Here is a 20150-nt window from a genome sequence, read left to right as displayed (position 1 = left end):
CCTGTCTGAGCTTCCCTTGGCCGGGAGGCTGGCGCCCTTGATAATTCCGAGAACGAGCGACAAGGTCCTTGTCGAGACCGCCTCGAATTGCATTATGGCTACTAATTCACAAAGTAGCGGCTTGGACGCCAGTTTGCCGACGAAAGCACAGTGCCATCAAGCTGAATCAGTCAAAAACTAGGCACAAAAAAACATCCGATCAAAAAATGATCGGTTTTTTGACGATCCAGGTAGTCACTTCATCAGGTTGCCGAGCACTCGAGCATGCACCTGCTGACAGCGGCGCAGATCATCCTCGTCGATACCGGCGAAGACCTCATGGCGCAGTTGGGTGGAAATCGCCTCGATCTTCTCGATCAGAGGCTGCGCATTCGGTTGCAACGCAATCTTCTTGGCACGGCGGTCTTCGGGTACCGCCACACGAATCACCAGCCCCTGGCTTTCGAGGCTGTCGAGTAGACGCGCCAGAGTCGGCCCTTCTACGCCGACGCTCTGCGCCAATTCACGCTGGGTCGGCATTTCGCTGAAACGCGCCAGGTGAAGCAGCACCAGCCAGCGAGCCTGGGACAAGCCAAGGCCCACCAGGCGCCTGTCGAGTTCGGAACGCCAGGCACGGGAAAGCTGGGCAACCTGCATGGCAAAGCGATGTTGATCGGGATAAGACATGGGCAAGCGGACTCATACAAAGGTCAAAAACTAATTATTAGCCAGCTAGCCATAACCCGATGCACAGGGCAAGCGCAGATTGCGCCACGTGCATTGCAGAATGCGACCGACACCTTGCCCACCACTCCAATTCAGACCGCAACCCTGTTACGCCCGAAAGCCTTTGCCTCGTATAGCGCTCGGTCAGCCTGCTCGTACAGCTGGCTAAATTCAGGTTGGCTATCGGGGCTCAGGCAAGCGATGCCGATGGACATGGTCAGTACATCGGCGCTCCCGGAGCCGCGGTGAGCAATGCCCGCTTCCTCCAGCGAATGGCGCAAAGCCTCGGCCCGTAGCCTGGCTTCATCGGCGCTGATGTCGAACAACAACAGCGCGAACTCCTCACCGCCAAGCCGTACGCCCATATCCAGTGGCCGCCGCGCAGCCTGCTCGATCAGTGCTCCGACACGCTGCAAAGCCGCGTCGCCAGCCTGATGGCCGTAGCAATCGTTGTATGCCTTGAAATGGTCGATGTCGCAGAGTAGCAGTGCCAGCGATATACCCTCACGCTGCGCCTGGCGCCAGAGACGCTCGAACTGCCGGTTGAAGCTGCGACGGTTGTGCAGCCCGGTCAGGCTGTCGTGGTGGGCAAGCAGATGCATCAGGCGGCTGATCAGAAAATGCTCGCGTGATTTGTATTACAGGAGGTAGCAACCGACGGCGCCGATAAGATTACCGAACCCCAGGAACAGCAGGTTGTTGATCAATCGTGGAGCCGGCAGCCCTGCAGCCAATTCCGCCAGCACATAGGCGAGCAACACCACCAGAGAACAGGCAAGGGCCTCGCTCAAACGCAGGCCGACCAGAAAGTACGCCGCCATGCTCACCAGCAGCAGGCCTTCATAGGGGTAGCCAGGGTCGGCGCGATGAGCGATACCGACAATCACCGTTGCCCCCACGCCGAGCACGAGGATACAGATCATGCTCAGCGGCAACAGAAGATGGCTGTGGCGCCGCCGCAGGATCAGGGTCGCGCAAACCAGCAGGATGACCAGCGCCACCAGGCGCACTGCGATCACCCAGCCCAGGTGCGATGCAGGCACCACCAACATGTCCAGCACCGTCAGGGCCAGCCAGATGACCGTGGCGACGCAGAGCGCGATACGTTTGAGTTCGAAGCCGTCCTCAAGCATATGCGCACGATATTCACGCTCGAGAGCGCGGGAAAAACGCAACCGCCGAAACCCCAGGCTCAACTGCTCGGCATAAGGGCTCGGACGAACCTCGTCGTACCAGGCGTGATAGTCAGGCACCCTCACCTCGTTATATGGCGGCCTGCCCACACCTTAGCCCTGCGAGCGAAATGCCGCCAGAATCAGGCTGCCAAGTTTCACCGAGGACGCTTAGATCTCGAACTCGGCCTGCAGCGCCGCACGCACGCAGTAGAGCACCGCTTCGTCGACCCGCCCGGCGAATAGCGGGGCAATCTCGCTGACCGCCGGTAATTCGCCCTCGCCATCGAGGAAGGTCTCCTGAATCTCGCCCAACAGTTCCTCAGGAAGATCCAGCGCCTGCTCCAAAGTCAGTTGCTGCTGGGCGATTGCCTCGGCTAGCAGGCTGTAGACGTTCTTTTCGGTGCAACCCAACTGGCCGGCGATTTGCGTCGGGGTCATACCGGCGCGAGCCAGGCTGACCAGCTCATGACGCAGATCGGCCACCGGCGGTGGCGTGTCATCCGCGCCGCTGCCATTGAGTACTTCCAGGAAGGCCTGGCCGTAGCGTTCCAGCTTGCGCGCTCCGACGCCGCTGACCTCGGCCATTTCACTCAGCGAGCTGGGCTGGCTGCGCAACATTTCCAGCAACGTGGCATCAGGGAAGATCACGTACGGCGGTACGCTGTGCTCTTCGGCCAACTTACGACGCAGACTGCGTAGCGCCTCCCACATGTCCCGCTCATGGCCGCGCACCAGTTGGCTGGCAGCGCTACTGGAGGCCTTGGCCGCCTGCGCCGGCTTGGGCTCACGACGCAGTTGCAGGCTGACCTCACCACGCAGCAGCGGCCTGCAGGTCTCACTCAGGCGCAAACCACCGAAACCTTCCAGATCGACATCGGCCAAGCCGCGGGCGACCAACTGGCGGAACAGGGTTCGCCACTCGACTTCGGAAAAACCCTTGCCGACGCCGAACACTGCCAGGTGCTGATGACCCGCGGCGCGAATCTTCTCGTTGTCACGGCCCAGCAGAATGTCCACCAGATGGCCGACGCCGTAGCGCTGGCCACTGCGGTAGACCGCCGACAACGCCTGACGCGCCGGCTCGGTGGCATCCCAGGTCTCGACGCCATCGATACAGTTATCGCAATGCCCGCAGGGGTTGGGCAATTCTTCATCGAAGTAGGCCAGCAGCGCCTGACGGCGACAGCGTGTTTCCTCGCACAAGGCGAGCATGGCATCGAGCTTGTGCTGCTCGATACGTTTGTGGCGCTCGTCGCCTTCGGAATTGTTGAGCATCTGCTTGAGGAAGATCACGTCCTGCAGGCCGTAAGCCATCCAGGCATCGGCCGGCAGACCGTCACGACCGGCGCGACCGGTCTCCTGGTAGTAGGCTTCCAGCGATTTGGGCAGATCGAGGTGACAGACGAAGCGCACGTTGGGCTTGTCGATGCCCATGCCGAAGGCAATTGTGGCCACCATGATCAGGCCTTCCTCATTGAGAAAGCGCTTTTGATTGAAGGCACGCAATTCGTTGGGCAGGCCGGCGTGATAAGGCAAGGCCGGGAAGCCCTGACTGCTGAGAAAGTCGGCAACCTCCTCGACCTTCTTGCGCGACAGGCAATAGACGATGCCGGCATCGCCCTTGCGCGCGGCGAGAAAACCGAGCAGTTGCTTGCGCGGCTGATCCTTGGGCTGAATGCGATAGAAGATGTTCGGCCGGTCGAAGCTCGACAGAAAGCGCTCGGCGTTATCCAGATGCAGGCGCTGGACGATTTCCTCACGGGTACGTTTGTCCGCGGTGGCGGTCAGGGCGATGCGCGGTACATTGGGAAACAGCTCAGCAAGCTGACCGAGCTGCAGGTACTCAGGCCGGAAATCATGCCCCCACTGCGACACGCAGTGCGCTTCATCGATGGCAAACAGGGCGATATCCAGGCCCTGCAGGAAACTCAGCATGCGCGGCTGCACCAGGCGCTCGGGCGCCAGGTAGAGCATCTTGATCTGCCCGCGACGGATACGGTCTGCGATCTCGCGCTGCTCGTCAGGGCTCAAGGTGGAATTCAGCGCCACAGCTGCCACACCCAACTCGTCGAGGGTGGCCACCTGATCGTCCATCAAGGCGATCAGCGGTGAAACCACCACCGCCAGACCCTCGCGCATCAGTGCCGGCACCTGGAAGCATAGCGACTTGCCGCCGCCGGTAGGCATCAACACCAAGGCATCGCCGCCGCCAGCCACACGCTCGATGATCGCGGCCTGATTGCCGCGAAAGGCGTCGTAGCCGAAAACGTCTTTGAGAATGCGCATGGCGTGGTCGAGCATGAAGGCCTCCAAATCTAGCCGCGCATTATGCCGCAGGATCGCAGGTAACAGGGCGCCTACCCGTCCGAAGCCGTTGAATCGCCGTCAGTAGAGCACCCGCGCTGGTCGCAGAGGCAGCGGTGAACTAGAATCCTTCCTCGTTTATCCCCTAAGCCTCAAGGTAACCCCACGATGTCCTTCGCTGAGCAACTGTCCCGCCTGCAAGCCTTTCTCGATGCCGATGAGCTGCACGAAGAGGCGTTGGACTACGTGGCCGCCCATGGCTACCTGACAGCCCTGGCGATCTGCCCCGATCAGGTGCCAGACCGCGAGTGGATCGACGCGCTGTTCGCTGAGCCGCCGCACTACCGCAGCGACGCCGAACGCGAAGAGATCGAAAGCACCCTGATCCACCTGAAGGCGCATATCGCCCGTCAGCTGGCTGGCGAAGAAGAGCCTGAACTGCCCTGCGACCTGGACCTCGGCGAAGAGCCGGACGACTCCGACCTGCGCGGCTGGTGCATCGGTTTCATGGAAGGCGTGTTCCTGCGTGAAGCCGTGTGGTTCGAAGATGCCGAAGACGAAGTCAGCGAGCTGCTGCTGCCGATCATGGTCGGCTCGGGTCTGTTCGACGAGCAGCAGGAATTTGCCGAGATCGCTCGCGACCGCGACCTGGTGGATAGCATGATCGACCAGATTCCCGAGCTGCTGACCGCCCTCTTCCTGCTGTGCCAGGCTCCGGAAGAAAAACCTGCGCTGCTCAAACCCCGCCACTGACAGTGCCAGCCGGGGCCCAGCCCCGGCTGCCGCCAAGACCCACACATGCCGCGTGATATCCAGCCAAGCCGCCACCGCAGTGTCCGCTACCTGCTGCTGAGCATCGGCTGGCTGAGCGTGGCCCTCGGGGTCATTGGCATCTTCCTGCCCGTACTGCCGACCACGCCGTTCCTGCTGCTGGCGGCGGCCTGCTTCGTACGCAGCTCACGGCGTTTCTACCTCTGGCTGGTCACCCACCCGCACCTGGGTCCATGGATTCGCGATTACCTGGAAGGCCAGGGCATCCCGCTCAAGGGCAAGATCTACGCCCTGGTGCTGATGTGGGCCAGCATCAGCTTTTCCTGCTATCTGGTGCCCATGCTCTGGGCGCGCGTATTCATGCTGAGCAGTGCGGTGCTGGTCAGCCTGTACATCCTCAAGCAGAAAACCCTGCCCAATCCCTGAGCGCTAAACGCATCCCGGATTGCATTCGGCTACGGCTACCAGCCACCTCTTCGACAAGCTTTTGACGCTACTTCCTTGCTCTAACGAAGCGGCCGGCAAAAATCCGACACCTCGCCTAGACTCTGTCAATCGAGCCTGGAGACGACGACCCCATGCGACGGCTGCGCGTTCAGGGATGGCGGTGGCGGCTGCTGATCCTGTGGATTGGCGGCGCGCTGCTGGCCGCGTTGGCAGTCGCCGACTGGGACTTTGCCGTGATCGTGAAGAACGCGGAAACCCGCTACGGCAACCTCGGCCCGGCTCGCAAACGCATTCTCGACTGGGAAGAGTTGATCAAGAGCAGCGCCAGCCTGAACGAGGCGGACAAGCTCAACGAGGTCAATCGCTTCTTCAACCGCACCATCCGCTTCGTCGATGACATCCAACTCTGGCGCGAGAACGACTACTGGGCCACGCCAGTAGAAATGCTGGTCAAGGGCGCAGGCGATTGCGAGGACTACTCCATCGCCAAGTACTTCACCCTGCGCCGCCTCGGTATCCCCAGCGAGAAGCTGCGCATCACCTACGTCAAGGCGCTGAATTACAACCAGGCGCACATGGTGCTGACCTACTACGCCAGCCCCACTGCCGAGCCGTTGGTACTGGACAACCTGATCAACGACATCCGCCCTGCCTCACAACGCAACGACCTGCTGCCGGTGTACGCCTTCAATGCCGAAGGCCTCTACCTGCCCGGTTCGAACACGCGCAAGAGCGACTCCAAGAAGCTCTCGCGCTGGCAGGACATCCTGAAAAAAATGCATGCCGAAGGTTTCGCCGTGGGCGAAGGCTAGGAGGAAACCATGTCCCTGCTCAAACAACTGTTCCTCGCCATCTGCCTGTTCCTGGTGGTTGCCTTCACCGGCAGCTTCATCGCCAGTGTCGAAAGCTCGCGCGAACAGTCGATCAGTCAACTGCGCTCGCACGCTCAGGATGCCGCCACGGCACTGGGCCTGTCGCTGACCCCGCACGTGGACGATCCGGCGATGATCGAGCTGATGGTCAGTTCGATCTTCGACAGTGGCTACTTCACCAGCATTCGCGTGGTGCGCATCGCCGACGACAGCGTGATCGTCGAGCGCAGCACCGAGATCAAACCCGAAAACGTACCCGACTGGTTCGTCGACCTGGTCGATCTGCGGCCCCAGGGTGGCGATGCATTGATCATGCGCGGCTGGGAGCAGGCAGCACGGGTCGAAGTGCTAAGCCACCCGCAGTTCGCCCTCGCCCGCCTGTGGGACAGCGCCATTGGCAGCTTGCTCTGGCTATTGCTCTGCGGCCTGGTCAGTGCCGTGCTCGGCGGCTGGCTGCTGCGTACCCAACTGCGACCATTGGACAACATGGTGCAGCAGGCGCAGGCCATTACTCGCCGTGAATTTCTCACCCTGCCCCGCGTGCCACGCACACCGGAACTCAAACGTGTGGTGCTGGCGATGAACCAGATGGTCGACAAGCTCAAGACGCTGTTCGCCGAAGAGGCCACGCGCAGCGAGAAATTGCGCGAAGAAGCCTATCAGGACAGTCTCACCGGCCTGGCCAACCGCCGTCAGTTCGACATACGCCTGAGCAACCAGTTGGTGATCAACGAGCAGCATCCAGATGGCTATCTGTTGCTGCTGCGCCTCAACGACCTGGGCGGCCTCAACCAGCGTCTCGGTGGTCAACGCACCGACGCGCTGATCGCCGCGCTGGGCGATCAACTCAGACAACTGCTGGCGCTACCAGGGCGCAGCCAATGGCTGGCATCGCGCAACCGCGGCGGCGAGTTCACGCTGCTGGCGCCCGGTCTCAATAGCGAGGACGCAGAGCGCCTGGCCAGTGAGCTAAGCGAAGCGCTGAACAGCCTGAAGCAGACCGGTGCCAGCGACTGCGATCCCGTTGCCCACATCGGGATTGCCGCCTTTCGTCCCGGCGAACAGAGCGAGGTGGTGCTGAGTCGCGCGGACCAGGCGTTAGCTCAGGCACAGAGCAACACCGACAAGTGCTGGGAACGCCTCGACGACTTCACCGCCCGGACCACTCAGGGCTTGCATGACTGGCGCAGCTGGATCGACGATGCGCTGACTCAGGGCAAACTGCAGTTATATTTCCAGCCTGTCGCCGAATGCGCGACGGGCAGGCTCATGCAGCACAAGGTCCTGGCACGCCTGCTTGATCCAGCCGGCGAAGCAATCACCGCCGGGCGCTTCCTGCCCTGGATCGAGCGCCTGGGCTGGACCGCGCGCTTCGATCTGGCGATGCTCGAACACAGCCTGGAGCACCTGACGCAACATCCTCGCCCTCTGGCGTTGAGCCTGTCTGCCGCGACCCTGCGTAATCAACAGGACAAAGCGCGCCTGCTGGATGCGCTGAACAGGCACAAAGACGTAGCGCACCTGATGACGCTGGAAGTCGATGAACGCCACCTACCGCCACCCGCCGAGCTGGAAGCGCTGAGCCAGGCGATTCGTGAGGCAGGTTTCAGCCTGGGCCTGCAGCATTTCGGTGGGCGCTTCAGCCTGATTGGTAACCTCACCCACCTGGGCCTGGCGTACCTGAAGATCGACGGTACCTACATCCGCGCCATCGACCAGGAGGGCGACAAGCGGATGTTCATCGAAGCGATCTTCCGCGCCACCAACAACATCGACCTGCCGTTGATCGCCGAGATGGTGGAAACCGAAGAGGAACTCGCAGTGCTGACCGAACTGGGCATCCACGGCGCCATGGGCCGTCTGATCGGCGCACCGGCACCATGGCAGTGAGTGCTTCTGTAACCCGGATGAAATCCGGGAAATATCGCGCCGAGCATCCCCGGATTGCACCGGGCTACGTTCTGCTCCCTCTCCCATTTATGGGAGAGGGTTGGGGAGAGGGCATCATCGCCCTAAGCAGAAACAATCGGCTCGTTTACCTGCCAACCGAGCCTCACACCAGATGATGCTCGTCGTCGCCGAGCAGGCCGCTCAACCCATCGATCTCCGCCCGCGCGATGGCACGCTGATCGAGCTTCTGGCGTGCGGCCTCGGGCAGGTCGGTGTAGCGGATCACACCGCGTTCTACCAGCACGCTGACTAGGTCTTCCAGCACGCGCACCAGCTCCAGGTCAGACTGTTTCAGGCTGTCCAGACGCGCCTTGACCTCTTCCTTGGCCGCCAACCAGGTCTGCAGCTCGTCGCTCTCGACCGCCAGGTTTTCCGTCATTCCCTCGAAAGGCTCGTATTCGACCCGCAGCAACCGCCCCGCGGCGTCGCGCTGTACATAGACCATCGGTACCTCCAGCAAACGCCCATAGAAAAGCCCGCCGCCCGGAACGGGTAGCGGGCTTACTCTAGTTGAGAGCCGCCCCGGTGAACACTCCAAAGCGCACGTCCCTGTGCACCAGCTGCCGGATCAAGCGACCAGCTGGCCGTCGTTCAGCATGTTCTGGATGATATCCGCCGCATTACCACCGGAAAGAATGGTGTTTTCCAGGGTGATGGTCTGATCCACCGGTGCACCACTGCCTGCACTGGCGATGTTGATCACCGTACTGCCCGGCTCCCTAACGAAGTCGAAGCTGAGGTACTGGGTCAACACATCGGCGCTCCCTGGGTCAGTGACGCCCTGCAACAGTTGCGACAGATCCAGCTTGTCCTCGCCATTGCCGAAATCCTTGACGATATCGTGATAGTTACCGCCGCGGTCATCAGCAGTCCAGACGAAGGTGTCGTTGCCGGCACCGCCAATGAGGATGTCGTTGCCCTTGCCGCCGATCAGGGTGTCGTTGCCATCACCGCCCTCCAGACGATCATTGCCACCCAGCCCATGGAGCGTATCGTTGCCGCCCAACCCCAGCAGCACATCACTGCCGTCGCTACCTAGCAGGGTGTCGTTGAGCGCCTCATTCCCCATTACCACGTTGGGCTGCACCGCCACGCTGGAGCCGATACCAACCACCAGGCGCGCCGTGCTGACGTCGCCATCTGGCTGGGTCAACTGGTAGGTGAAGACATCTTCCTTGCCCAGGTTGGTGTAGTCGGGGTCCGGCGTGTAGGTGTAGGCCCCGTCGCTGTGCAGCACCAGGCTGCCCCACTGCCCATCGATGGTCTTAGAGGTACCCACGGTCACGAAGCTGCCGTTGTCCAGCACGCTGAGCGTCGCCCCTTCACTCCCCTTACTGTCCACCGCACCCCATGGATGGTCGCTGTAGAGATAGTTGTTGGCATCGGTCAGCACATTGCCCGCCACTGCCGTGGCCGTGTCGACCAGCATCGCGGCGGCCACGGTGATCAGGGTGATGTTGTCCACCCGCACACGGAAGCTGTTGCTGTTGTTGGTACGATCATTGACCTCGAAGAAGAGGCGATAAGTACCCTCGCCAACGCTGTTGCTGGTGACGGTAGTCGAGTTACTGGATGCATGGGTGCCGCTCTGCACCAGCGTCCAGGCACTGCCGTTCTGCTTGTACAACGTCCAGGTGAACTGGTCTCCCGAGCCGCTGCTGCTGAAGTTCCTGATGCTGCCCAGGTCGAAGGAGACCTTGGCCGTGTTGCCCTCGGCCACCTCGAAAGTCGGCGTGGCGGCCTTCGTGCTGACGTCGGGCTTACGGTCGCTGTCGACGAGCTGCAGGGCACGGTTCTGCGCACTGACGCCATTGGACGAGCCGAGTGCAGTCACGCCCCATTTGCTACCCGAAACATCCAGGACATTGGTCTGCGTGATCACCGTGGTTTCATTGCCACTCACGTTGCCGTTGTCGGTGGTATCGAATATCCAGGGGTTGTAGTTGGGCCCGGAAGACGCCGAATTGCTGGTATTGGAAAAGTCCGCAAGTACCTTGGTTACCGGGTCGGGCGTGACCCACTTCTGCCCGACGATAGCCTGGTTGTAGTTGTCGTAGGCATAGACCTCGCTGCTGTCGGTAATGGTCAGATTCAGGTCGGCAGACACCGCATCGCCATCGCGATCGATCAGGGTGTAGCGGATGGTATCCGTCACATCCTCGGCGACATCGCCGTTGAAATTGTAGGTGTAAGCCCCGGTGACCAGGTTGACGCTGAACGAGCCGCCACCCACGGTGGGGAAGGTCAGCGTATGGCTCGTGGCATCGTAGGCCGCCGACTCGCTGGTGTAGGTCACTCCGTTATGGGTGATCGCGGCAATCGGCTGCAGACCCGGGCCATCGGCACCGAAACCATTGCCGCCTTCGCTGATCAGGTTGCCGGAAATGACCGTACCGGTAACCGTACCCAGCAGGGTGTCGTTGAGCTGGTTGAGGTTGGAAACCAGAATGCCGTTGGTGTTGGTTCCGGTCTGGCCGTCATAGGCGATGGGGTTGAGCAGGGTCTTGTCGACGTCACTGCCCAGCCCCATGCCCAGCGCATAGGACTTGATGTCCTTGGCCGTGAGGAAGGCGATCCAGTCCGCCTCCTCGCTGGCGCCGATGCCATCGCCCAGTTCCGGGTTGTACTGGCTGCCGCTGTTGTTGCTGCCCGGATTGGCGTTGGACAACGTCGGCTGGCCGTCGGAGAGGAAGTACGAAACGTTCTGTACCCCAGCGCCGGCGAGCTTGCCGGACGAGTCGTAGGCATTCATCGCCTTGATCAGCGCATCGTCATAGTTTGTCGAACCGTTGCCGGCGTTGTTGGCCAACGCGGTGAGCCAGGCCTTGGCATCAGCGGCGGTCATCCAGACATTGCCCACAGCACTGGCCGTGTTGGCGAAGGTGACGATGCGTACCATCACGTCGCCGAGGTTGTCGTAGCTGTCGATCAGACGTTGCACGGCATCCTTAGCCAGCGCCAGCTTGCTGCTGAAACCGCTGACACCCGACGGGGCGTCATCCATGCTGCCGGACAGATCCAGCACCACCATGAGGTTGGTTTGGATGCCTTGCGGTTCGCTAGCAGACTTGGCGATGTCGTCGGGCGTGGCCGGCGAGTCGTCATCTACCGTGATCGTCAAGCTACCCGTGGCCGGAACCGAAGGCGCAGCGGAGTCCCAAACCTTGTAGGAGAAGGCCAGGTTCAGGTCGTTCTCGTCTGCCGTACCGGCAACGTCCGGCGCCGGATGATCGAGCGGTTTGAACAGCTTGAAGCTGTATTGCCCGGTATCCGAGTTGGTCAGGCTGAGAGTGAAGACCGGATTGCCACCAGCATCGAACGCGCTCAGCGTCTTGCCATCAGCACTGAGCTGATAGTTGAGTGCCGAGCCGCCTGAAGACAGGCTGCCAAGGCCACTGGCATCCCAGGCGAAACCACCGAAGTTGTCTACCTGATAACCCAGTGGCCCACCAGCCGTGGCGGCTTCACCAGCCAGGTCGTTGGGGCCTCCGGCCAGACCATGGGTCAAGCCATCCTCGTCGACGCTGCCAGAGGCCTGACCGCCGACCGGCTCATTGCCACCGAGCGTGAGGGTCACGGTGGCCGTGGAAACGTCGCCATCGCCGTCGGTGATCTGATAGGTGAACACCTCCGTACCGGCGCTGGCCCCACTGCCGGCGCTGTAGACCAGATTACCGCTGGGATCGATGACCAGCGTACCGCCCTGACTGCCCTGGCCGATGATCTGCACCGGCGAGACGCTTGCCTTGCCATCGTTGCCAAAGCTGTCATTGCCGGTGAGGTCGTTGATGTTTCCGACGACCTGATCGACTGCCGTGCGTGAGACTTCACCGACGATCTCATCGCTGACCGCCATCGGTGCGTCATCACGGAAGCCCAGTACCTGGCCCAGGTCGATGCTGGCCGAAGCCTGATCGCCGTCGGCGTCGGTGATGGTGGCCTGCAGTCCAACCTTGTCACTGCCCAGCAAGTGCAACTCATCCGGCTGGGCAGTGGGATGAACCACAGCCCGCAGTTGCGTCAGGCTCACCAGCCCTGCGGCGTTGACGCTCAGGGTAAAGACCAGCTCGTTACTGGTTTCGGTACGACCTTCGAGCACCGAGCCGTTGAACACCAGCTTGACCGCTTCATCGCTCGCGGTATCGACCAGCCCGGAGTTCGGCGATTTGATCACCAGTTCGTAGACCAGAGAACCAGGGCCGTCGGCACCATATTCGGCGTTGAAGGCCGAGCTGAAGTTGCGGCTGACCGTTGCATCGGGCGTGCCCAGATAGGTCTCGTCCACCTGCAGCGGCATGCCCCAGGTCACGTTGGTATTGACGTCGTTGTAGTCATAATCAGGAGCGTCGGTGAGATCCTCCCAATTCTGGTTGCCTGGTTCGGCGTTGTCCTGCAGGTGCGAGCCGCCCGGGTTGAACTCGGCGCGATCGAACAGCACATTGGCACCGCCAGCGCCGGTCAGTGGCACGCCACCCAGTAAGGCCTGCCAATTACCATCAGCGTCCTGCTGGAAGGTCAGTTCGGCGCCATTGCTGAGCGCGACGTTGGCCGCGCCATTGGGGATGATGAAGAAACCCACCTCACTCGGGTCGAGCCCATCCAGATCGAAGGGGGTTCCCGCCGCCTGCGCTTTCACATCAGCCCAGATCACCTTGCCCACGGATGGATTGCCCTCGGCATCTCGCGAGTAATAGCCGTAGCTGTTGTGATAGCCGGCATCGGTGCCGAGGAAGGTGGCCTGCGACTCGAAGCCCGGCTGCATGGCCTGGATGGTCGGGGTATCGTCGTTGACCGTGACCACCAGCTTGCCCACGGCGGTGTCACCATCACCGTCGGTCACGGTGTAGCCGATCTGCAGTTTGATGTCGTTTTCGTCCTGGCCAGCCGGATGCATCAGGGGCTGATGCAACTCCAGCTCGTACTTGCCGAGCGCCGGATCGGTCAACACCACGGTCACCAGCGTGCCGCGCTCGGCACTGCTGATGGTCAGCGTTTTGCTTACGGCATTCCAGGTCGAGGTGACGTTCTCGGTGCCCAACACGCTCGGCCCGGACAGGGAGATGCCACGCAGACCATCAGAGCCGGCGTCGAATACCAGCGTGCCGGAGACCGTGGTGTTCGTCCCGGTCACGTCGCCCTCACCACCGTTGATGCCATTGGGCAGACCTTCATCGTCCAGCGCGTAGGCGGCATTGGTGATGCCCGCGGAGGGGCCATCGTCCTCGAAGCCGACTACCTTGCCCAGATCCAGACTGGCACTGTGGGAATCGCCATCCTTGTCATAGACGGTCACGCCGAGCTTCAGCACGCCAGCGCGAATAAGCGCCAGCTCGTCATGATTGCTGGTATTGCCATGGGCGATGGCCTCGCACTGCACGAGGGTCACGCTGCCACTGCCTGCATTGACGCTGACCTTGAATACCGTGACGCCATTGGCCACACCCAGCACATTGCCGTCGGCATCCTTGTACAGGCGAATATCGCCGCCTGCGGTAGCATCCAGCCCGGAGTCGACGCCGTCCTGGCTCAGGTTCAACTCGAAACGGGTACGCGACGTATCCTGGCCATCCGAACCGGCATCCACCGTGAGCTTGAACAGATCCTTGCCATCGATGCTGGCATAGCCAAGCACATCGCCATGGCCTTGCTCATCGTTCGGCGCGACATGGCCATTCTCGTTCTGGCTGGAACCTGTGGTGCCCACCGATTCGTCGACGTACAGCTTAGTGCCATGCTGCAGCTCGAACTTGGTGATTTTCGGGCCGTCGTCCTCGAAGCCGACCACCTTGCCCAGATCCAGGCTGGCGCTCTGCGAATCGCCGTCCTTGTCATAGACCGTCACGTTCAGTTTCAGCACGCCATCCCTGAGCAGCGCAAGCTCGTCATGGCTGCTGGTGTCGCCATGAGCGATGGCCTTGTACTGCACCAGGGTCACGCTACCGTCAGCGGCATTGACGCTGATCTTGTATACCGTAACGCCATTGGCTTTACCCAGGATGCTGCCATCGGCTTCCTTGTACAGCAGGATGTCGCCGCCGGCCGTGGCATTCAGCCCGGAGTCCACGCCATTACTGGCAAGGCTCAGGGAGAAGCGGGTACGGCCGCTGTCCAGGCCATCCGAACCACCATCGGCGGTCAACTTGAACAGCTTGTCGCCGTCGATCCGGGCGTAACCCAGCACATTGCCGTGGCCCTGCTCGTCATTCGGCGCAGCCTGACCGGGTTCGTTCTGGCTGGAACCACCTTTGCCAACAGATTCGTCGACGTATAGCTTGACGCTGTGGCCCTGCTCGAACTTGATGATTTTCGGGCCGTCGTCCTGGAAGGAGAAGTAGGACGAATTGCCGCCGGCAAGCTCGACCTTCGCGGTACGGGTCACCGCGTCACCATCACCGTCGACACGGGTGACCTGATACTGCAGCTGCAACGAGCCCTGGTGTTTGATCAGCAGATCGACCGCCTCGTCGAAACGCTGATCGTTGTCCGGATGGCGGATCGCTTCGAACAGCGTGGTCTGCAGTTGCGGCTGACCATCGACAGTGACGATGGCGATGGTGAAGACCGTATCGCCAGTGGCATCGACACCCTTGATGACCTGGCTGTTGGCCGGGTCGACGAACAGGCGGATGGCACCGCCATTGGTGGCCGACAAGGTGGTGGCCAGCCCCTGGGGAGGCACCCCGGAGAAGCTCAGCGTGACGCTCAGCGAAGCCTGGCCATCAGCCCCAGCTGCCCCACCGATGGTGAACAGCGAAGTCAGGCCACCGGCAAGTTGGGTGGTGACCTTGGCCAACGCGCCATTGTCGTCGTTCACGTAGCCCTGGCTCTGGTCGTCGTTCGCGGCGTAACGATCCTGATTGCCACGGGTTTCGTCCAACGCCACTTCCAGCTGAGCCAATGCCTGAGTGTTGACCCCGAGGCTCAGGGTCGGCACATCGTCCTCGATATTGATCACGAACAGGCCGCCAACACCTTCGGGGATGTTCAGCGGATCGCCGTCACCATCGGTGATGGCCAACAGATGGGTGAAGTCGATGCCGATCTGGCCAGCGCTCGACCACAGCTCACTGTCGTTGCCATCGGCCTGCGGATGGTCGATCGGCCCTTGCAGGGTGAAGGTGAAGCTGCCATCGGCATTGATCACCAGGGTGAATACCGGATAGCCACCAACGTCCGCGGCAGCCGCAGCGGTCAGCGTGGTGCTGAGCAGATTGCCGTCGTCATCGAAGCACTCGCTGACCGTATAGACCAGCGGCTTATCGCCGGAAGTCAGCCCCTGCTCGTTCAGCTGCGAAGCGACCGTGGCGCTGTCCACCAGGCCGAAGCTGCCAGGGCCGTCGGCACCGAAGGCTACTAGCGAGGCCAGCGTGCCGGCACCGCCAGCCGTGCTTACAACCAGCGTCTGCCCAGCCTCCTGATTCCCGACATTGGGGGTCGTCAGCTTGTCTTCATGCACCGTACCACCGATGGCAGGCGGTGTCTTGGCCGTCCAGGTGGTCTGGATATTGACGTCGTTGTAGTCGTTGTCGCTATTGCCGTTGTTGACGTCTTCCCAGTTCTGGTTGCCGGGCGCGGCGTTGTCCTCGACATGGGATTTGCCATTGGGGTTGAGCGCCGGGTTGTCGAAGACAACCGCAGCACCACCGCCACCATTGAGTGCGCTACCGCCGACAAAGGCCTGCCACTGGCCATCGACCAGTTGGAAGGTAACCTCGGTACCGTCACTGACACCATTGAAGGCGCCGTTGGGGATGATGAAGAAGCCGACGCTATCCGGATCGAGCCCTTCCAGAGTGGTGGTGGTGCCAACCCCGAGAAAGCGCGTATTGCTCCAGATGATCTCACCACTGGCCGGCGTGCCATCAGCGTTCTTGGTGTAATAGCCGTAGCTATTGAACATCGCTGCATCACCGCCTTTGTAGGTCAGCGTCAGGCAGTAGTCCGGTTCGCTGACGACCAATTCCGGCACGTCATCCTGGACATTGATGACGAACAGCCCCGTGGTGCCCTCCGGCAACTGCAGGTGGTCACCGTCGCCATCGGTGGCGGTGAATAGCTGGGTGAAGTCGATACCTAACGCCCCATCGTTAGCCCACAGTTCACCATCATTGCCGTCGGCAAGCGGATGGTCGATCGGCCCCTGCAGCTCGAAGCGGAAGCTGCCATCGGCATTGACCGTCAGGGTGAACACTGGGTAATTGCCCAGACTGTCGGCGGAAACCGCAGTCAGCGTGGTACTGACCAGTTTGCCGTCAACGCGGGTTTCAACCACCTCATAGACCAGACTTTCTTGGCCCGATGTGAGCCCCTGAGCATAGAGCAGTCCCGTCGCGGTACCGCTGTCGACCAACCCAAAGGCCCCCGGGCCATCGGCGCCGAAGGAAACCAGCGAGCTCAGATTGCCGGCACCACCCTCGGTGCTGACAACCAGCGTTTGCGTACCGCCATCCGGGTTGCCCGTGTTCGGGCTGGTCAACAGATCCTCGTGTACCGTACCGCCCAGAGCAGGCTGCTGCGGGTCAAGGGGTTTGAGAATCGGCACATCATCTTCTACGTCGATGACGAAGCTGCCAGACGGGAAACCTGCGGCGATGGGGTCGCCGTCGCCATCAGTGGCTACCAGCACTCCAGAGAAATCCAACGCCTGGCTGTTGTCACCCAAGGTTTCCGAGTCGACACCATCCGCCTCCTGATGATCCAACGCACCATTGAGCGTGAACAGGTAACTACCATCGGTACCTACTTGCAGAGTGAATACCGGACTACCACCGTCACCCGCAGTAGCAGTCAATGTCGTGCCGTCCGCCGACACGGCGTAGAACAGCGCCACGCCACCGGAGGTCAAGCCGAGCGCCTGCAAACCGGACAGCGCGCCGGGCTCCTGGCTCAGGTGGAAACCACCGCGACCATCTGCACCGAAGTTGACCAGCGCATCCAGCGTGCGCGGCCCGCCTTCGGCGGTCAAGGTTTGCTGCGGTTCGCTGCCGGGTTCGGCATTGCCGCTCCCCAACGCATCTTCCTGCACCAAGCCAACCACCACAGGACGCTCCTCACCGCCGACCTCTACCGGGACGTCATCTTCGATATCGATAACGAAGCTGCCGCCAACGAAGCCGCCGAAGATCGGATCACCGTCGCCGTCGGTGGCAACCAACACACCCGAGAAGTCCAGGGCCAATTTGCTACCGCCGAGGGTTTCCGAATCCACACCATCCTGCTGCGGATGATCCACCGGCCCTTGCAGGGTGAAATCGTAGCTGCCGTCCGGACGCACCACTAGGCTGAAGATCGGCTGACCACCTTCACCTGCTGTTGCAGTCAACGTGGTGCCGTCGCTGGAGACGCTGTAAACCAGCGGCACACCGCCGGAGGTCAAACCCAATGCCTGCAAGCCGGACAGTGCACCGGGCTCCTGGCTCAGGAAGAAACCACCACGACCATCAGCACCAAAGTTGACCAGAGCATCCAGGGTGCCGGGGCCTCCACTGGCAGTCAGCGTCTGGCCACTGCCCTCGGTATTGCCGCCGCTCAGGGCATCTTCCTGCACCAAGCCAACCACCACAGGACGCTCCTCACCGCCGACCTGTACCGGGACGTCATCTTCGATATCGATAACGAAGCTGCCGCCAACGAAGCCGCCGAAGATCGGATCACCGTCGCCGTCGGTGGCAACCAGCACACCCGAGAAGTCCAGGGCCAAGTTGCTACCGCCGAGGGTTTCCGAATCCACGCCATCCTGCTGCGGATGATCCACGGGCCCTTGTAGCGTAAAGTCGTAGCTGCCGTCCGGGCGTACCACCAGGCTGAAGATCGGCTGACCACCTTCACCCGCTGTTGCGGTCAACGTGGTGCCATCGCTGGAGACGCTGTAAACCAGCGGCACACCGCCGGAGGTCAAACCCAATGCCTGCAAGCCGGACAGTGCACCGGGCTCCTGGCTCAGGAAGAAACCACCACGACCATCAGCACCAAAGTTGACCAGAGCATCCAGGGCGCCGGGGCCTCCACTGGCAGTCAGCGTCTGGCCACTGCCCTCGGTATTACCGCCGCTCAGGGCATCCTCCTGCACCAAGCCAACAACGACAGGACGCTCCTCACCACCAACCTGTACCGGGACATCGTCCTCGATATCGATAACGAAGCTGCCGCCAGCGAAGCCTCCAGGCACTGCGTCGCCGTCGAAATCGGTAGCGATCAGCAACTTCGAGAAGTCTAGGGCCAGGTTACTGCCACCCAGTGCTTCCGAGTCAAGGCCATCCTGCTGTGGATGATCAATGGGGCCGAACAGGGTGAAGGTGTAGCTACCATCTGCTCCTACAACCAGGGTGAATACAGTTGGCCCCTCCACCCCAGCGGTGGCAATGAGAGTAGTGCCATCGTCCGAAACGGAATAGACCAGAGGCTGACCTGCCGAGGTCAGCCCCAATACCTGTAGGTCACTGAGGGCTTCCGGCCGAGTATCGAGCTGGAATCTGCCGGGACCATCTGCCCCAAAATCGACCAAGCTGTTGAGGGTGCCTGGCCCACCTATTACCTGGGTAGTCTGCCAAGGCAAGCTGCCGGGCTCGGCATTGCCAGTTCCCAGGGCGTCTTCGTTGACCACTCCCCTGATGAACGGACGCTCCTCACCACCTGCCAGTGTAGGGCTGTCATCGTCCACCAGAACGCTCAGGCTGCCACTGGCTGGAGTGCCGTTGCCATCGGTGATGGTGTAGTTGAAAAGGAAGAGAATATCGTTTTCGTCGCTGCCGCCCAGCGGTGGAGCGGCATGATCGAGCGGCGCGAACAACTCGAACTGGTAGGCACCTGTTACAAGGTTGGTGACTTGCACGACGAAGACAATCGTTTCGCCAGCAAACGCCGTTAGTGTCAACCCATCTGGACTGACCTGATAGAACAACGGCATACCGCCCGAAGTGATACCTAGTTCGTTCAGGCCAGCGATCGACCAGGTAAAGGTGCCCGGCCCATCGGGGCCGAAGCTGTAGCCAAGCACACCGGTAACCACGGTGGCATCGCCATCAAGGTCGTTCACTCCACCGTTGATGCCATTGGGCAGGCCATCTTCATCCACGGCATTGGAGGCAGTGCCGCCCGTGGGAATGCCATCCACTTCAGGATCGTCGGTAGCGATTGGCAGAGCGTCTGGGAATTCCGGCCCACCTGGCAACCCGGCAGTGGGGAAGCCGATTACCGGGTCGAGTGCTCCACCTACTTCACTGAGCATCACGAACGAGTGGCCACCGCCTACGCCTCCTGCACCACCTGCGCCAGCACCAGGGCCGGCTGCAGTCGCCTCGCTTTCTTGAGTCGGATCGTCCCCTGCCTCGATGGCAGCCTGCAGACGCTCGACATCGGTGAGGTCGTCATCGCTGGGGACAGTCGGTGGAGTTTCGACGACCGGAGCCTGGGACTCGCCGCGATCCGCGATCATTTGCGTATCGACGGTGATGCTGCTGTCCCGACCCAGGGTCAGTTGCTGCCCGTTGGTCATGGCCACCGCAACCGCACCGGAAACACCGGTGACTAGCTGCTCGCCCGCGTAGACCCGATCACCTTCGTTGATTGGCCGGCGCGATCCGTCGCTCGTTACCGCGAACACCTCGCCGACAACCTGACTGACGACACCAATAAGAGTAGCCATGATTCCATCCTCACTACAGCTGCCGACCACTGCCGACACTTACCTAGCAAAAGGGTCAGAACACCTTTTCGTAGCCGAGGAGAGAAACAAGACAGCTGATTGAAATGGAACGGCGCAAAATCCAAAAAACGCTACTGACAAAAAAATGTCACTACAGCATGCGTCGAACTACTCCATCAGTTGAATCCCCGTCCTTTGATGCCTGACAACCCATTTCAGCTGTGCAGCCCACGAAAAATGAGGAGTTGCGCAGCTCACAGGCTCAAACAATGTGCTGCTTTT

Annotated in this window: 8 protein-coding genes and 1 pseudogene; 4 read left to right on the top strand and 5 right to left on the bottom strand. The window is 61.3% G+C overall.

Features of this window, described 5'->3' with window-relative positions; genetic code table 11:
• Nucleotides 1-234: 234 nt before the first annotated feature.
• The 3 genes and pseudogenes from AAEQ75_RS17070 to recQ all read right to left on the bottom strand — a co-directional run bounded on the left by AAEQ75_RS17070 (nt 235) and on the right by recQ (nt 4181).
• Entirely contained in the window at nt 235-666 is a 432-nt protein-coding gene (locus tag AAEQ75_RS17070; RefSeq protein WP_106733964.1) for a MarR family transcriptional regulator, read from the bottom strand.
• A 131-nt stretch (nt 667-797) separates the two neighbouring features.
• Nucleotides 798-1958 (bottom strand): annotated as a pseudogene (locus tag AAEQ75_RS17065) (diguanylate cyclase domain-containing protein).
• A gap of 90 nt (nt 1959-2048) precedes the next feature.
• Nucleotides 2049-4181 (bottom strand): DNA helicase RecQ, encoded by a 2133-nt coding sequence (gene recQ / locus AAEQ75_RS17060; protein WP_106733962.1) that lies wholly within the window; start codon nt 4179-4181, stop codon nt 2049-2051.
• Between the two features lie 171 nt (nt 4182-4352).
• Between recQ and AAEQ75_RS17055 the strand changes: the two genes are divergently transcribed.
• From AAEQ75_RS17055 to lapD, 4 genes are all read left to right on the top strand, one after another.
• A complete protein-coding gene (locus tag AAEQ75_RS17055) occupies nt 4353-4937 on the top strand; it encodes a YecA family protein (RefSeq protein WP_106733961.1) in 585 nt (194 codons plus the stop codon).
• 45 nt (nt 4938-4982) lie between these two features.
• The gene (locus AAEQ75_RS17050; protein ID WP_106733960.1) at nt 4983-5381 is read left to right on the top strand and encodes a YbaN family protein; all 399 of its coding nucleotides are present in this window, start codon (nt 4983-4985) and stop codon (nt 5379-5381) included.
• Between the two features lie 152 nt (nt 5382-5533).
• Complete coding sequence (gene lapG, locus AAEQ75_RS17045; RefSeq protein ID WP_179545156.1) at nt 5534-6214, top strand: cysteine protease LapG; 681 nt, start codon at nt 5534-5536, stop codon at nt 6212-6214.
• Between the two features lie 9 nt (nt 6215-6223).
• Nucleotides 6224-8164, top strand: a complete 1941-nt coding sequence (gene lapD, locus AAEQ75_RS17040) for a cyclic di-GMP receptor LapD (protein WP_343349850.1) — start codon at nt 6224-6226, stop codon at nt 8162-8164.
• Nucleotides 8165-8327: 163 nt separating this feature from the next.
• Here the strand turns inward: lapD and AAEQ75_RS17035 are convergent, their stop codons facing one another.
• Both AAEQ75_RS17035 and AAEQ75_RS17030 read right to left on the bottom strand, forming a co-directional pair.
• Nucleotides 8328-8669, bottom strand: coding sequence for a tryptophan synthase subunit beta (locus AAEQ75_RS17035; protein ID WP_343349849.1), 342 nt, complete (start codon nt 8667-8669; stop codon nt 8328-8330).
• A gap of 123 nt (nt 8670-8792) precedes the next feature.
• Nucleotides 8793-19868: a retention module-containing protein gene (locus AAEQ75_RS17030; protein WP_343349847.1), complete on the bottom strand. Its 11076-nt coding sequence runs from the start codon at nt 19866-19868 to the stop codon at nt 8793-8795.
• Between the last annotated feature and the right edge of the window lie 282 nt (nt 19869-20150).

Origin of the sequence: Pseudomonas sediminis, assembly GCF_039555755.1 — a bacterium.
Lineage (GTDB): Bacteria > Pseudomonadota > Gammaproteobacteria > Pseudomonadales > Pseudomonadaceae > Aquipseudomonas > Aquipseudomonas mendocina_D.
This window is presented reverse-complemented; position numbering and strand designations above follow the sequence as displayed.